The organism is Bauldia sp. (assembly GCA_037200845.1).
Classification (GTDB): domain Bacteria; phylum Pseudomonadota; class Alphaproteobacteria; order Rhizobiales; family Kaistiaceae; genus DASZQY01.
In genome coordinates this window covers 1,273,493-1,287,372 of the sequence record JBBCGQ010000001.1, presented here as the reverse complement: position 1 = coordinate 1,287,372, position 13,880 = coordinate 1,273,493, and the positions used below count along the sequence as shown (strand labels likewise).

Here is a 13,880-nt window from a genome sequence, read left to right as displayed (position 1 = left end):
GCACGCTCCGCTGTCACGCCCGCGAACGCGGGCGTCCAGTACACGCCGACGGAGCGGCGATTACTGGGTCCCCGCCTGCGCGGGGACGACATCTTGCGTGTGTTGAAAGCGGCTTGCACAAATCCTCACTTAATTCTCGGCAGCACGTCCCACTGGTGGAACGGCGGCGGCGAGGAGAGCATCCACTCCAGCGTCGTGGCGCCCGGGCCCCATGGATTGTTGCCGGCCAGGCGCTTCTTCGAGAACGTGTCGTAGAGCATGTAGAGGAAGATGAAGACGCCGACGGCTGAGATGTACGAGCCGACCGAGGAGATGAAGTTCCAGCCGGCAAAGGCATCGGGATAGTCGACGTAGCGGCGCGGCATGCCGGCGAGGCCGAGGAAATGCTGCGGGAAGAACACCAGGTTGACGCCGATGAACGTGACCCAGAAGTGCAGCTTGCCGATGGTCTCGTTGTACATGTAGCCGCTCATCTTCGGGAACCAGTAGTAGAAGCCGCCGAAGATCGTGAACACCGCGCCGAGCGACAGCACGTAGTGGAAGTGGGCGACGACGAAGTAGGTGTCGTGCAGCACGTAGTCGAGGCCGGCGTTGGCGAGCTGGACGCCGGTGACGCCGCCAACGGTGAACAGGAAGATGAAGCCGATCGCCCAGAGCATCGGCGTCTTGAACTCGATCGAGCCGCCCCACATCGTCGCAATCCACGAGAAGATCTTCACGCCGGTCGGCACCGCGATGACCATGGTGGCGGTGACGAAGTAGGCCTGCGTGTTGAGCGACAGGCCAACGGTGTACATGTGGTGCGCCCACACGACGAAGCCGATGAAGCCGATCGCGACCATGGCGTAGGCCATGCCCATGTAGCCGAACACCGGCTTCTTGGAGAAGGTCGAGATGATCTGGCTGGTCATGCCGAAGCCCGGCAGGATCAGGATGTAGACCTCGGGGTGGCCGAAGAACCAGAACAGATGCTGGAACAAGATCGGGTCGCCGCCGCCTTCGGGCGCGAAGAACGTCGTGCCGAAGTTGCGGTCGGTGAGCAGCATGGTGATGGCGCCGGCGAGCACCGGCAGCGCCAGGAGCAGCAGGAACGTCGTCACCAGGATCGACCACACGAACAGCGGCATCTTGTGCAGCGTCATGCCCGGCGCGCGCATGTTGAAGATGGTGGTGATGAAGTTGATGGCGCCGAGGATCGACGAGGCGCCGGCGAGATGCAGCGCCAGGATGGCGTAGTCGACGGCGGGGCCCGGCTGGCCGGAGGTCGAGAGCGGCGGGTAGATCGTCCAGCCGCCGCCGACGCCGTGCGAGCCCGGCGCACTCGGCATGAACAGCGACAGGATGAGCAGCGTGATCGCCGGCACGAGCAGCCAGAACGAGATGTTGTTCATGCGCGGGAAGGCCATGTCGGGTGCGCCGATCATGATCGGCACGAACCAGTTGCCGAAGCCGCCGATCATCGCCGGCATGACCATGAAGAAGATCATGATCAGGCCGTGCGCCGTCGTGAAGACGTTGAACAGTTCCGGGTTGGAGAAGATCTGGAGGCCCGGCGACTGCAGCTCCATGCGCATGCCGACGGAGAGCGCGCCGCCGAGTATGCCGGCGCAGATCGCGAACACCAGGTACATCGTGCCGATGTCCTTGTGGTTCGTCGAAAAGAGCCAGCGGCGCCAGCCGGTCGGGTGACCGTGCTCCGCAGCGTGCGCGCCGTATCCTGCGCCAGTAGCCATCAACGTCTCCTTCGATCGATCCGTGCGGTCGTTGCCGGCGGACCTATTTCACTGCGGCGGCGACTTTCACCGACGCGTCACCGCCATTGGCGGCGAGAAGCTTGTAGGCGCCCGGCAGGTCCGTCGCGGCCTGCTTGGCCCAGGCGGCGAACTTGTCGGGCGAAACGGCGCGTACCACGATCGGCATGAAGGCGTGGCCGTGCAGGTCGTTGCCGTCGGTCGCCGGCGCCTGGCCGCAGAGCTCGGAGCACTGGCCGTAGTAGACGCCCTCGCGATCGACGCGGAACCAGGTCTCGTTGAGGCGGCCGGGGACGGCGTCGATCTTGACGCCGAACGAGGGCACCGCGAACGAGTGAATGACGTCGTTGCCGATGACCAGCATGCGCACGACGGCGCCGACCGGCACGATCATCTCGTTGTCGACGGCGAGCAGGCGCGGCTGGTTGGCCGGATCGGTGCGCTGGTTCTCCTGCAGCATGTACGAGTCGAAGGAGAAGTCGCCGTTGTCCGGATAATTGTACGACCAGTACCACTGGTTGCCGGTCGCCTTGATGGTCATCGTCGCGTCCTTGGCCGGATCGTAGCCGGGGATGGCGCGGGCGGGATCGTGCTCGGCGAAGAGCAGCGCGAAGGACGGCACGGCGATGCCGACCAGGATGAGGATGGGGACGACCGTCCACACGACCTCGATCAGCGTGTTGTGCGTGGTGCGCGACGGCACCGGGTTGGTGCGCGCGTTGAAGCGGACGATGCAATAGAGCAGCAGCGCCAGAACGAACACGACGATCAGGCCCATGACGATGAGCACGCCGAAATTGAAGTTGTGAATCATCTCCATGATCGGCGTCGCCGCCGGCTGAAGATTGAACTCCCACGGCTCGGGCTGGGTGGCGCCGGCAACGCCGGGCAGGCCGATAGCGGCCAGAGCAAAGAAAGCCGCTCCGGCAGGTCCAGTCCGCTTCAGGCTGTTCGTCACCATTCCGCTCCCTTGTCCGGTCGCCGCCGATTCGGGCGAAGCGTCGGTTTCGCAAACGACCGGTAGCATAAGGGCTTACACCCCGGCCAGCATGCGACGATTGCCAGTCTTTGGAACCGTGCCAGAGAGAAACCACAAGCGGTTTTGAGCCGCAACGCCCTTCCCCCGCCTTTTATGCGGCAAATCGCGCGTTTGCCTTGATTGGTGCGGGTTCTCCGGGGGCGCCGGAATTCTCCGCCGCCGTCGATTGTTGGCGCGGGGGGACTTCTGCGGCGCGCGATTCGGCGCTATTCCCTTGCAGCACTTTTTGAAACGGGCCGAGCGAGCTGCCGCATGGGAATGTACGACGACGAAACTCCGAGGCGGCGCCGGTCGATCGTTCCGATCCTGGCCATCGTCGCCGCGATCCTGGCGGTTGCCGTCGGCATCGCGGTCGTGCTCTTCGCCCTCGGCTATTTCGACCGGCCGGGCGGATCGAGCAGCCAGCAGGCGGCGGCCACCGGAGCGGACACGACACCGCCGGCCTCCACCAACGGCGCGCAGTCGCTCGACGACACGACGCCGTCCACCGGGCAGACCGACGTGCCGAAGGCCGTCGTTTCCGTCGCACCGCCCGGACAGGGCGAGCCCCCGGTGCGCTCGACGCACGGCGACTGGCAGGTGCGCTGCGATACGCCGGCCGGCGCGCAGGGCGAGCAGTGCGTGCTGATGCAATTCGTCACCGCCGAGGACCGCGACAACGTCGGCCTGACGGTGATCATCCTCAAGACGGCGGACAAGAAGGCGCGGATCATGCGCATCCTGGCGCCGCTCGGCGTGCTGCTGCCCTCCGGCCTCGGCCTCAAGATCGACGCCACCGACATGGGCCGCGCCGGGTTCGTCCGCTGCCTGCCGAACGGGTGCGTCGCGGAGGTGATTCTGGAGGACAAGCTGCTGACCGCGCTCCGCTCCGGTTCCACGGCGACGTTCATCATCTTCCAGACGCCGGAAGAGGGCATCGGCATCCCGATCTCGCTGAATGGTTTCGGGCCGGGGTACGACGCGCTGCCGTAGGGCTTGGCCGTCGGCGCTTGATGCTTGGTCCGATCGCCTCCCGCCCTCCCCCTTTCAGGGGGAGGTGGTTGAGCGGTGTCGCATAGGCGAAAAGCCGCCAAAGTCAGCCGCAGACAGACTCCTCCCCCTGAAAGGGGGAGGGCGGAAGGGGGTCGATGCGAACGCCGACCCCAATTGCGGTCCCCCCTTTCCGCGCCCTATCTCTGCCGCTGAGCCACCTCCACGACCCCCGAGTATCCGCCATGACCGACAAATCCGTTCTCGACCGCGTTGGCCTTGATCCCGACCGCGCGCAGAAGATGGTCGCCGACGCGCTAGTCGGGGCCGATGACGGCGAGCTTTACGTCCAGTTCTCCCAGTCGGAAGGCTTGATGTTCGACAACGGCCGGCTGAAGTCGGCCTCGTTCGATACCAATCAGGGCTTTGGCCTGCGGGCGGTTGCCGGCGAGGCGGCCGGGTATGCGCATTCGGGCGAGATTTCGGAGCCCGCGATCAAGCGGGCCGCCGATGCGGTGCAGGCCGTGAAGGCCGGGCACAAGGGCACCTACGCCGAGCCGCCGCGCGGGACCAATGCGCGGCTCTACACCGACGAGAGCCCGATCGGGTCGCCGTCCTTTGCCGAGAAGGTGAAGCTGCTCGAGACGATCGACGCGACGGCGCGCGCCAAGGATCCGCGCGTGCGGCAGGTGACGGCGTCGCTCGCCGGGTCGTACGAGGAGATCGAGATCGTGCGCGCCGATGGCGTGCGCGTGCGCGATGCGCGGCCGCTGGTGCGGCTCAACGTTTCGGTCGTCGTCGGCCAGGGCGACAAGCAGGAGACCGGCTCGTTCGGCACCGGCGGGCGCGAGGGCTTCCAGCGTTTCGTCGCCGAGGACCAGTGGAATTTCGCCATCGACGAGGCGGTGCGGCAGGCGCTGGTCAATCTCGACGCGGTGCCGGCGCCGGCGGGCACGTTCGACGTGGTGCTCGGACCCGGCTGGCCGGGCATCCTGCTGCACGAGGCCGTGGGCCATGGCCTCGAGGGCGATTTCAACCGCAAGGGCGAGTCGGCGTTCGCCGGCCTGATGGGGCAGCGGGTTGCCTCGCCCGGCGTCACCGTCGTCGATGACGGCACCATCGCCTCGCGGCGCGGGTCGCTGACCGTCGACGACGAAGGCACGCCCACGCAGGCGACGACGCTGATCGATGACGGCATCCTCGTCGGCTACATGCAGGACCGGCAGAACGCGCGCCTGATGGGCATGAAGCCGACCGGCAACGGACGGCGGCAGTCCTACGCCCACATCCCGATGCCGCGCATGACCAACACCATCATGCTTTCCGGCAAGGACGATCCGGCCGAGATCCTGAAGTCGGTGAAGAGCGGCATCTATGCCGTCTCGTTCAGCGGCGGGCAGGTCGACATCACCTCGGGCAAATTCGTGTTCGCCTGCACGGAAGCCTACAAAATCGAGAACGGCGTTCTCGGGCCGGCGCTCAAGGGCGCCATGCTGATCGGCAGCGGGCCGGAGGCGCTGACGCGCGTCAAGATGATCGGCAACGACATGAAGCTCGATCCGGGCATCGGCACGTGCGGCAAGAACGGTCAGGGCGTGCCGGTCGGCGTCGGCCAGCCGACGCTGCGTATCGACCAGATCACGGTGGGTGGGACGGCGACTTAGCCGTCAGACTTTGGACCGACGCCAGCCGGCTGCGAGGGCTTCCGCCTCAGAGCAGAACCAGCGCTCGCCGGCGGTGACGTCGATCCGCGTGGCGCCGTAGTACTCCTGTCCGGGGACATGATAGATGCGCTCGCCGGTGTCCATGCTGATGTTGCCCTTGATCATGCAGTTGGGCGTAGGCAGCAGCGTATGAAGGTCAGACAAGGATGTGCCTGTGGCTGCAAAGCCTAGCGTTCCCGCGAACGCCAAACCCGCGGCGACGGTTACTTGCCCGACAAATGGCAGTCTGCGCTTGCGCATTTCGTGGACCGATCCTCGATAGCGAAAATGTTGTTGCGTGGGCTGGCGAGGGCAACGAAAACCCGCAAGAACGGTAAACTGAAGGTTGGCGCTTTTCTTGCGATCGTCTGCAAAACGAAGCGTGCAGTGGGGCGGCGATGGCGGTTGATACGCAAAGCTCGGAACTGATCAGCGCGGTGGCGCTGCTGGGCTCGGCCGTTGTGGCGGTGCCGATCTTCAAGCGGCTGGGGCTGGGCTCGGTCATCGGCTACCTGGTCGCCGGGCTGGTCATCGGGCCGTCCGTCCTGGGGCTCTTCCGCGATCCGGAAGCCATTCTCGGCGTCGCCGAGTTCGGCGTCGTGCTGCTGCTGTTCGTCATCGGGCTGGAATTGAAGCCGTCGCGCCTGTGGTCGCTCCGGCGCGATATCTTCGGGCTGGGGCTCGCCCAGGTTCTGGTGTGCGGCGCGCTGCTGATGGCGGGCGGCATCTGGCTTTTCGGCGCACCGCCCGCGGTGGCGTTCGTCGCGGCCTCCGGCCTCGCCATGTCGTCGACGGCGATCGTGCTGTCGATCCTGGAGGAGCGCGGCGAGTCGACCGAGCCGCACGGGCAGCGCATCTTCTCCGTGCTGCTGTTCCAGGATCTCGCCATCGTGCCGATCCTCGCCGTGCTGGCGGTGCTGGCGCCGATCAAGGAGGAGAGCGGCTCCAACGTCCCCAAGGTGCTGATTGCGGTCGTCGCCATCGTCGGCGTCATCGCCGTCGGCCGCTATCTGCTCAACCCGATCTTCCGCTTCCTCGCCAATTCCCGCGCCCGCGAGATCATGACCGCGGCGGCGCTGCTAGTCGTGCTCGGCGCGGCGCTGGCGCTGCAGGCCGGCGGCCTGTCGATGGCGATGGGCGCCTTCATCGCCGGCGTCATCCTTTCGGAATCGACCTTCCGCCACGAGCTGGAAGCCGACATCGAGCCGTTCCGCGGCCTGCTGCTCGGCCTGTTCTTCCTCGGCGTCGGCATGTCGATCGACCTGACGCTGATCGCGCGCGACTGGCCGCTGATCCTCGGCATGGTCGTGCTGTTCATGGCGATCAAGATCGTCGGCGTCTACGGCGTGGCGCGCGTCTTCCGTATCGCGCACCCCGATTCCCTCCGCCTCGCGCTCTATCTCGCGCAGGGCGGCGAATTCGCCTTCGTCATCTATTCCACGGCGCTCGGCACCGCGCTGCTCGACGCGGTGATGGCGGCACGGCTCAACGCCGCGGTCATCGTGTCGATGGCGCTGACGCCGCTGGCGCCGCTCGTCCTCAAGTGGGTCCTGCCGAAGCCGCAGCAATCGTTCGATGGCGTCGACCTCGCCGACGGGCTGACCGGGACGGTGCTGATCATCGGCTTCGGCCGCTTCGGCCAGGTGGTGTCGCAGGCGCTGCTGTCGCGCGGCATCGACGTGTCGATCATCGACGCCGATACCGACATGATCAGGGCCGCGGCGCGGTTCGGCTTCAAGATTTACTACGGCGACGGTACGCGGCTCGACGTGCTCCGCGCCGCCGGCGCCACCGACGCCAAGATCGTCGCGATCTGCGTCGACGACCGCGAGGCGGCCGACAAGATCGTCGCCATCGTCAAGTCGGAGTTTCCGATCGCCAAGGTGCTGGCGCGCTCGTTCGACCGCGGCCACACGCTCGACCTGATCGCGGCGGGCGTCGACTACGAGATCCGCGAGACGTTCGAATCGGCGATGAAGTTCGGCGAGGCGGCACTGGTGGCGCTGGGCATCCCCGCCGCCGAGGTGGCCGAAACGATCGAAGCGGTCCGAACCCGGGACGCCGAGCGGCTGCAATTGCAGATCGCGGGCGGAGTTGCCGCAGGCGGCAGCTTCCTGCCGACCGGCCCGGTCCGCAACGAGCCGCAGCCGACGCCACTCGTGCCGCCGAAGCGCGAGGCGCGGCCGCTCAACGAGGAAACCGCGGTGGTGGCAGACAGTCCGGAAGACGAGCCGGTGCCGCCGGGCTAGCGTTCGCTGTCGAGCGTCGCCATCGCCTGCGCCGGGTAGCGTTCGCCCGAGCCGGCGCCTTCAGGAATGGCGGCGTCGATGCGGGCGAGATCGGCCGCGGTCAGGGCAAAGTCCAGCGTCGCCAGCGCCGATGCGATCTGGGCGCGGGTGCGCGAGCCGATCACCGGGATGATGTCGTCCCCGCGCGACAGCACCCACGCAATTGCCGCCTGGGCCGGTGTCATTTTGTGGCCGGCCGCTACTTCGCGCAGCGTATCCGCCAGCGCCATGTTGCGGGCGAGATGCTCGCCGCCGAAGCGCGGATGATGGACACGGCTGTCGCCGCTCGCCACGGCCTTGTCGCGCGACCAGTTGCCGGAAAGCAGGCCGCGCGTCAGGACGCCGTAGGCGGTGATGCCGATGCCGAGGTCGCGGCAGGCGGGCAGGATCGCCTTCTCGATGCCACGCGCCAGGAGCGAATATTCGATCTGCAGATCGACGATCGGGTGAACGGCGGCGGCGCGGCGGATGGTGTCGACACCGACCTCGGACAAGCCGACATGGCGGACGTAGCCGGCCTTGATCATGTCGGCGACGGCGCCGACCGTGTCTTCGATCGGCACGTTCGGGTCGAGACGGGCCGGGCGATAGACGTCGATGTAGTCGACGTTCAGGCGGCGCAGCGAATAGTTCAGGAAATTTTTCACGGCGGCGGGTCGCGAATCGTAGCCGACGAAGGCGCCGCGCGGATCGCGCATGGCGCCGAACTTGACGCTGATCAGGACGTCTTCTCGGCGGCGGCCTTTCAGCGCCTCGGCGATGAGCATCTCGTTGTGGCCGTTGGCGTAGAAGTCGCCGGTATCGATGAGATTCACCCCGGCGTCGATGGCGGCGTGGATTGTGGCGATCGATTCGGCGCGGTCGGCAGGGCCGTAGGCATCGGACATGCCCATGCAGCCGAGGCCGATCGCCGACACCGCGGGACCGGCGGTGCCGAGCTTGCGCATCTTCATGGAGCTAACTCCGGTAGGCGGCTCTAGGGATAGAGGCGCTGCCTGTCCCAACTATCGCCCATTCGCCGGAAGACAACGCGATCATGCAGGCGGTAGTTGCCGTCCTGCCAGAACTCGATTTCCTGGAGGCCGATGCGGAAGCCGCGCCAATGCGGCGGGCGCGGGACCTGGCCCGGGTATCTGGCGGCGTATTCGGCCGCCGCGGCTTCCAGCTTGGCGCGCGATTCGAGGGGGCGCGATTGCTGGCTCGCCCACGCACCTAACTGGCTGCCGCGCGAGCGGGTGGCGAAATAGGCGTCGGCCTCGGCAGCGGTGACCTCGGTCACAGGGCCCCTCGCCCGTACCTGACGGCGCAGGCTCTTCCAGTGGAAGACGGCGGCGGCCTTCTTCTGGGCGAGCAGCTCGCGCGCCTTGGTGCTTTCGAAATTCGTGAAGAAAACGAGGCCCTTGGCGTCGTAGCCCTTCATCAGGACCATGCGCACGTCGGGCAGGCCGTCGGCATCGACCGAGGCCAGCGCCATGGCGTTGGCGTCGTTCGGCTCGGACGCTGCGGCCTGCTCAAGCCACTCGCCAAACAGACGAATCGGATCCGTGCTTTGAGTGAAGTCACCGTTCATTAAGGAAAGCCACCCATTGTCGGCACCAAGGGGAGTGCTGAGTGGAGTTACCTATAATGCCCGGTCGCGCGCACACAACAGGCGTGAGGCTAGCGCGTGGGGCGGCGATCGCCCTGGTCGCGCTTTCGCTCGGTGGCTGCGCCGGGATTGGCCTCCCCTTCGGCGAACGGGGCACCACCGGCCGCATGGCTTCGGCCGGCGCCGTCGTCCAGCCGATCCTGGCTTCCGCCACCATCACCGACCAGCTCGATCCGACGGACTGGGAAACCATCCGCCGTACCGTCGAAGGCGCGCCCAAGGCAGCCGCGCGCATCGACTGGAGCAACGCGCTTACCGGCTCGGTCGGGTCGATCGTGGTTGCCGCCGACAGCCGCGACGGCTGCCGGATGTTTGCGGCCACGATCAACGACCTGCACGGCATCCGCCGGTATCGCGGCGGCGCCTGCGCCATGCCGGGCGGGCGGCTGCAGCTCCGCGGCATAGTGGCGGACGACGCGACCCTGCTTTAGGCCAGCGTTAGGGCCCCTTTCGCCAAGGTGTGACGCTTCCCATATTGCGGGGCACCAACCCCTGCTAGTCTTGTCACCATGCGCGATCCCTACGAAGTGCTCGGCGTAAGCCGGACGGCCAGCGAAGCTGAAATCAAGTCGGCCTTCCGGAAGCTCGCCAAGAAGCACCACCCCGATACGAACAGCGACCCCAAGTCGAAGGAACGCTTCAACGAGGCGAACGCCGCCTATGAGATCATCGGCGACAAGGCCAAGCGGAAGCAGTTCGACAAGGGCGAGATCGGCGCCGACGGCAAGCCACGCTTCCAGCAGGCGCCGGGGCCCGGTTTCGGCGGCTTCGAGGGATTCGGCCAGCGTGGCGCGCCTCCGGGCGCCGGCGGGCGCACGTTCCGCTGGCAGACCGGCGGCGAAGGCGCCGACCCGTTCGGCGGCGACGACATACTGTCCGACATCCTCGGCGGCTTCGGCCGAGCCCGGCAGCGGACGCATACGCAGCCGGCGCAGGACGTGACCGCAACGGTCGCGGTGACGCTCGAGCAGGTGATGCACGGCGACAAGGTGCGCGTCGACCTGCCGACCGGACGCACGGTCGAGGTGGCGATCCCCGCCGGCACGCGTTCCGGCCAAACGATCCGGCTCAAGGGACAGGGCCGCGGCTCGCCGCCGGCCGACGCGCTGGTCACGGTCGAATTCGTGCCGCACCCGGTCTTCCGGGTCGAGGGCGATACGCTGCGCCGCGATGTTTCGGTGACGCTCGACGAGGCGGTGCTCGGCGCCAAGGTGCGCGTGCCCACCCTCGACGGGCCGGTGACGCTGACCGTGCCGCCGAATTCTTCCGGCGGGCGGGCGCTCAGGCTCAAGGGCAAGGGCCTGCCGCGTACCGGCGGCGACCATGGCGACCTGCTGGTCAGCCTGCGCATTGTGCTGCCCGAGGGCGGCGACGCCGACCTTGAGGCGCTGATGCAGAAGTGGCGCGGGGCGCACCGGTATCAGGCGCGGGATGAGGAAGACGCGGGGTAGGCCCGCTTCGGTTCCGGCGCGTTAGCGCTCTGCTCGCTGAGAGACACCCCTCCCCAAAATCGCGCTCGCGATTTTGACCCTCCCGCAAGGGGAGGGTTCAACAACAGGCAAACCGCCCTCTCATCTCGTCATTCCGGCGGCGGAGCGGATGTCACGAACGCGGCGCGGCGGCGCGGGCCAGGCGGTCGTTGATCGCCTCGCCGAGGCCGTGGTTGGGGATCGGGGCCACGGCTATCACCGGGGCCAAGCCGTCGAGCGTGCGCAGCGCGGCGAAAAGATTCGCCGCGGCTTCCTTCAGGTCTCTTGTTGCGCTGAGATTCACCGTCGCGATGGCGCCCGGCAGCGGCTGGCCGAAGGCGAGCAGCGTTTCGCCCGGGCGGATCGAGGTCGCGTTGAGGCGGAGCGTGGCGGCCGGGGCGTAGTGCGAGGCGAGCATCCCCGGCGCGTCGATGGCACCGGGTGTCGGGGCGGCGAGTGTCGCGCCGAGCGCGGCTTCGATCTGTGCGCGATCGACCCCACCGGCGCGGAGCAGCGTCGGCCTGCCCGCCAGGCCGACGATGGTGGACTCGATGCCGACCGTCGCGGGGCCGGCGTCGAGGATCAGAGCGACGTCGCTGCCGAGATCGGCCGCGACGTGGGCGGCGGCGGTGGCGCTGACATGGCCCGAGCGGTTGGCGCTGGGCGCCGCCAGCGGACCGCCGAACGCCACCAGCAAAGCGCGGGCGACGGGATGGGACGGGATGCGGATCGCGATCGTCGGCAGGCCGGCGGTTGCGAGTTCCGCGATCGGGCTATCGTCGCGCTTGGGCAGGACCAGCGTCAGCGGGCCCGGCCAGAACGCGACGGCGAGGCGCTCGGCTTCCGGCGACAGAATCGCGATGGCGCGGGCGGCGTCCAGATTCGCGACGTGCACGATCAGCGGATTGAACCGCGGCCGGCCCTTGGCGGCGAAGATACCGGCGACGGCGCGCGGATTGGCGGCGTCGGCGGCAAGGCCGTAGACCGTCTCCGTCGGCATCGCGACCAGCGCGCCGGCGCGCAACGCCTCGACGGCGGCGGGAATCGCGGTCGGGTCGGAGGCGGGAAGGATGCGGGCGGCGTTCATCGGCGTCCCAATGGGCCGGGGTGCCGTCGGCGTCAAGCGCCGGGCGCGGCCGGAAAGCATGATGCGCGATGACGGGTTGTCACATACCGGGCGTAGGGCTTACCAAAGGCGGCGCGAGGAAAATATCTTCGGTTAAACCGAAGGTTACGGGTACATACGGGGACCGAGTGCTCACGGGCTCCCGGGGGAACGTGCCGGAATGATCGACCAGCTCAGCGCCGAAGTTCATGACGGCGTGCAGACCATCCGCTTCGACCGCGTCGAACACGAGAACATGCTGACCTCGGCGATGCTCGAGGCTGCGGCCGACGCGATCCATTTCGGCGAGAGCTCCTCGCGCGTCCGCGCCATCCTGATCACCGGCGGGCCGGGCATCTTCACCGCCGGCCACGACCCGGTCGAGCTCCAGATTTTCACCGAGGAGGGCATGATCAGCGAAGGCGTGATCCGCCTTTCCAAGACTCTGGCGACCATCGACAAGCCGGTGATCGCCGCGGTCGACGGGCCCGTGTTCGGGTTCGGGACGACGCTGCTGTTCCTCTGCGACTATGTCGTCGCCTCGGAATGGGCGAGCTTTGCCGCGCCGTTCGTCGATATCGGACTGCCTCCCGACGGCGGATCGTCGCTGCTGGCGGCACGGCTGATGGGCTACCACCGCGCCTTCGCCATGCTGGTGATGGGCGACCAGTTTGACATCCAGCAGGCGCGCGAGGCCGGGCTGGTCAACCGCGTGGTGCCGCCGGGAGACGTGGAAAGTGCCGGGCGCGAGGCGGCGCGGACGCTGGCGGCCAAGCCGCCGGAGGCGGTGCGGGCGGCGCGGCGGCTGATGCGCGGCGAGCGGCGCGACATCGCGCAGCGCATCGACCAGGAGGCGGCGGCCTTCACGGAACTGTTGAAGTCGCCGGCGGCGCGCGACGCTTTGCAAGCTTATCTCGACAAGCGGCGCTAGACTGCGCGCCGGCGGGCGGCGATCCGCGGCAAGCGAGGCGTTTCAGTTTGGCCACTCTGCTCATCCAGGACCCGGTATTCCTGCGCCATCTCGTGCCCAAAGGGCATCCGGAGCGGCCGGAGCGTATCGCGGCGGTGAGCGAGGCGCTCGCCGATGCGCGCTTCGACGCGCTGGTGCGCACGTCGGCGCCGGAGGCGGGCCTCGATCGCGTGCTACTCGCCCATGACGGCGGTTATGTCGAGGAACTGGAACGGGCGCTGCCGGAAAGCGGCGTCGTGCAGATCGAGGCTGACTCCTACCTCAGCCCGGAAAGTTTCGCGGTAGCGCGCTATGCCGTCGGCGGTGCCTGCCTGGCGGTCGATACCGTGATCGGCGGCGGCGCCACCAACGCCTTCGCCGCGGCGCGCCCGCCCGGTCACCACGCCGAGGCCGACCGGCCGATGGGCTTCTGCCTGTTCAACAACGCGGCGATTGCGGCGCGCCATGCGCAGAAGCAGCACGGCGTCGGCCGCGTCGCGATCATCGACTGGGACGTGCACCACGGCAACGGCACGCAGGCGATCGTCTGGGACGATCCCTCCATCCTCTACGCCTCGACGCACCAGATGCCGCTCTATCCGGGCACCGGCGCGGCATCCGAAACCGGCGCCGGCAACGTCTTCAACGCGCCGCTGTCGGAGGGCGACGAGGGCGAGGAGTTCCGCGAGGCGATGAACGAGCGGGTGTTCCCGGCGGTCGAGAAATTCGCGCCGGACCTGATAATTATTTCCGCCGGGTTCGACGCGCACTGGCGCGATCCGCTCGCCGGGGTGAACCTGCGCGAGGAAGATTTCGGCTGGGCGACCGAGGCGATCATGGGCCTCGCCGACAAGCATTGCGCCGGGCGGATCGTCAGTTTGCTGGAAGGCGGCTATGATCTTACGGGACTTGCGGATTCCGTCGCGGCGCACGTCGCGACGCTGATGAAGGCGTGAAGG

13 protein-coding genes are annotated in these 13,880 nt (G+C 67.8%); 7 read left to right on the top strand and 6 right to left on the bottom strand.

Annotation, left to right across the window (positions count from 1 at the left end):
* Window positions 1-125 precede the first annotated feature (125 nt).
* Both ctaD and coxB read right to left on the bottom strand, forming a co-directional pair.
* Window positions 126-1,733 (bottom strand): cytochrome c oxidase subunit I, encoded by a 1,608-nt coding sequence (ctaD, locus tag WDM94_06160; protein MEJ0012208.1) that lies wholly within the window; start codon window positions 1,731-1,733, stop codon window positions 126-128.
* Between the two features lie 43 nt (window positions 1,734-1,776).
* Window positions 1,777-2,712, bottom strand: a complete 936-nt coding sequence (gene coxB / locus WDM94_06155) for a cytochrome c oxidase subunit II (protein ID MEJ0012207.1) — start codon at window positions 2,710-2,712, stop codon at window positions 1,777-1,779.
* A gap of 330 nt (window positions 2,713-3,042) precedes the next feature.
* On the opposite strand from coxB, the gene WDM94_06150 reads away from it, so the two are divergent.
* Together WDM94_06150 and tldD are read left to right on the top strand one after the other, a co-directional pair.
* Window positions 3,043-3,762, top strand: coding sequence for an invasion associated locus B family protein (locus WDM94_06150; GenBank protein MEJ0012206.1), 720 nt, complete (start codon window positions 3,043-3,045; stop codon window positions 3,760-3,762).
* Window positions 3,763-4,004: 242 nt separating this feature from the next.
* A complete protein-coding gene (gene tldD / locus WDM94_06145) occupies window positions 4,005-5,423 on the top strand; it encodes a metalloprotease TldD (GenBank protein MEJ0012205.1) in 1,419 nt (472 codons plus the stop codon).
* 3 nt (window positions 5,424-5,426) lie between these two features.
* On the opposite strand, the gene WDM94_06140 is transcribed toward tldD, so the two are convergent.
* Window positions 5,427-5,723: a hypothetical protein gene (locus WDM94_06140; GenBank protein ID MEJ0012204.1), complete on the bottom strand. Its 297-nt coding sequence runs from the start codon at window positions 5,721-5,723 to the stop codon at window positions 5,427-5,429.
* A 137-nt stretch (window positions 5,724-5,860) separates the two neighbouring features.
* Here WDM94_06140 and WDM94_06135 point away from each other — a divergent pair, with 137 nt between their 5' ends.
* Window positions 5,861-7,711: a monovalent cation:proton antiporter-2 (CPA2) family protein gene (locus WDM94_06135; GenBank protein ID MEJ0012203.1), complete on the top strand. Its 1,851-nt coding sequence runs from the start codon at window positions 5,861-5,863 to the stop codon at window positions 7,709-7,711.
* On the opposite strand, the gene WDM94_06130 is transcribed toward WDM94_06135, so the two are convergent.
* Together WDM94_06130 and pdxH are read right to left on the bottom strand one after the other, a co-directional pair.
* Window positions 7,708-8,703: an aldo/keto reductase gene (locus WDM94_06130; GenBank protein MEJ0012202.1), complete on the bottom strand. Its 996-nt coding sequence runs from the start codon at window positions 8,701-8,703 to the stop codon at window positions 7,708-7,710. The genes WDM94_06135 and WDM94_06130 overlap by 4 nt on opposite strands.
* Window positions 8,704-8,726: 23 nt before the next feature.
* Complete coding sequence (pdxH, locus tag WDM94_06125) at window positions 8,727-9,320, bottom strand: pyridoxamine 5'-phosphate oxidase (protein MEJ0012201.1); 594 nt, start codon at window positions 9,318-9,320, stop codon at window positions 8,727-8,729.
* A gap of 185 nt (window positions 9,321-9,505) precedes the next feature.
* Between pdxH and WDM94_06120 the strand changes: the two genes are divergently transcribed.
* Together WDM94_06120 and WDM94_06115 are read left to right on the top strand one after the other, a co-directional pair.
* Complete coding sequence (locus WDM94_06120) at window positions 9,506-9,829, top strand: RT0821/Lpp0805 family surface protein (protein ID MEJ0012200.1); 324 nt, start codon at window positions 9,506-9,508, stop codon at window positions 9,827-9,829.
* A 78-nt stretch (window positions 9,830-9,907) separates the two neighbouring features.
* Entirely contained in the window at window positions 9,908-10,849 is a 942-nt protein-coding gene (locus tag WDM94_06115) for a DnaJ C-terminal domain-containing protein (protein MEJ0012199.1), read from the top strand.
* 151 nt (window positions 10,850-11,000) lie between these two features.
* On the opposite strand, the gene WDM94_06110 is transcribed toward WDM94_06115, so the two are convergent.
* Window positions 11,001-11,954, bottom strand: a complete 954-nt coding sequence (locus WDM94_06110) for an L-threonylcarbamoyladenylate synthase (protein MEJ0012198.1) — start codon at window positions 11,952-11,954, stop codon at window positions 11,001-11,003.
* A 199-nt stretch (window positions 11,955-12,153) separates the two neighbouring features.
* Here WDM94_06110 and WDM94_06105 point away from each other — a divergent pair, with 199 nt between their 5' ends.
* Together WDM94_06105 and WDM94_06100 are read left to right on the top strand one after the other, a co-directional pair.
* The gene (locus tag WDM94_06105) at window positions 12,154-12,903 is read left to right on the top strand and encodes an enoyl-CoA hydratase-related protein (protein ID MEJ0012197.1); all 750 of its coding nucleotides are present in this window, start codon (window positions 12,154-12,156) and stop codon (window positions 12,901-12,903) included.
* Between the two features lie 47 nt (window positions 12,904-12,950).
* Window positions 12,951-13,877 carry a histone deacetylase family protein gene (locus WDM94_06100; GenBank protein ID MEJ0012196.1) on the top strand — a complete coding sequence of 309 codons (927 nt, stop codon included), beginning with the start codon at window positions 12,951-12,953 and terminating at the stop codon, window positions 13,875-13,877.
* Window positions 13,878-13,880: the final 3 nt, after the last annotated feature.

What these genes read in the sequence shown, in the direction of transcription:
- WDM94_06130 (MEJ0012202.1), bottom strand. Translation starts at nt 8,703, where the DNA reads ATGAAGATGCGCAAGCTCGGCACCGCCGGTCCCGCGGTGTCGGCGATC.
- coxB (MEJ0012207.1), bottom strand. Translation starts at nt 2,712, where the DNA reads ATGGTGACGAACAGCCTGAAGCGGACTGGACCTGCCGGAGCGGCTTTC.
- WDM94_06150 (MEJ0012206.1), top strand. Translation starts at nt 3,043, where the DNA reads ATGGGAATGTACGACGACGAAACTCCGAGGCGGCGCCGGTCGATCGTT.
- tldD (MEJ0012205.1), top strand. Translation starts at nt 4,005, where the DNA reads ATGACCGACAAATCCGTTCTCGACCGCGTTGGCCTTGATCCCGACCGC.
- WDM94_06115 (MEJ0012199.1), top strand. Translation starts at nt 9,908, where the DNA reads ATGCGCGATCCCTACGAAGTGCTCGGCGTAAGCCGGACGGCCAGCGAA.
- WDM94_06110 (MEJ0012198.1), bottom strand. Translation starts at nt 11,954, where the DNA reads ATGAACGCCGCCCGCATCCTTCCCGCCTCCGACCCGACCGCGATTCCC.
- ctaD (MEJ0012208.1), bottom strand. Translation starts at nt 1,733, where the DNA reads ATGGCTACTGGCGCAGGATACGGCGCGCACGCTGCGGAGCACGGTCAC.
- WDM94_06120 (MEJ0012200.1), top strand. Translation starts at nt 9,506, where the DNA reads ATGGCTTCGGCCGGCGCCGTCGTCCAGCCGATCCTGGCTTCCGCCACC.
- WDM94_06135 (MEJ0012203.1), top strand. Translation starts at nt 5,861, where the DNA reads ATGGCGGTTGATACGCAAAGCTCGGAACTGATCAGCGCGGTGGCGCTG.
- pdxH (MEJ0012201.1), bottom strand. Translation starts at nt 9,320, where the DNA reads ATGAACGGTGACTTCACTCAAAGCACGGATCCGATTCGTCTGTTTGGC.
- WDM94_06105 (MEJ0012197.1), top strand. Translation starts at nt 12,154, where the DNA reads ATGATCGACCAGCTCAGCGCCGAAGTTCATGACGGCGTGCAGACCATC.
- WDM94_06140 (MEJ0012204.1), bottom strand. Translation starts at nt 5,723, where the DNA reads ATGCGCAAGCGCAGACTGCCATTTGTCGGGCAAGTAACCGTCGCCGCG.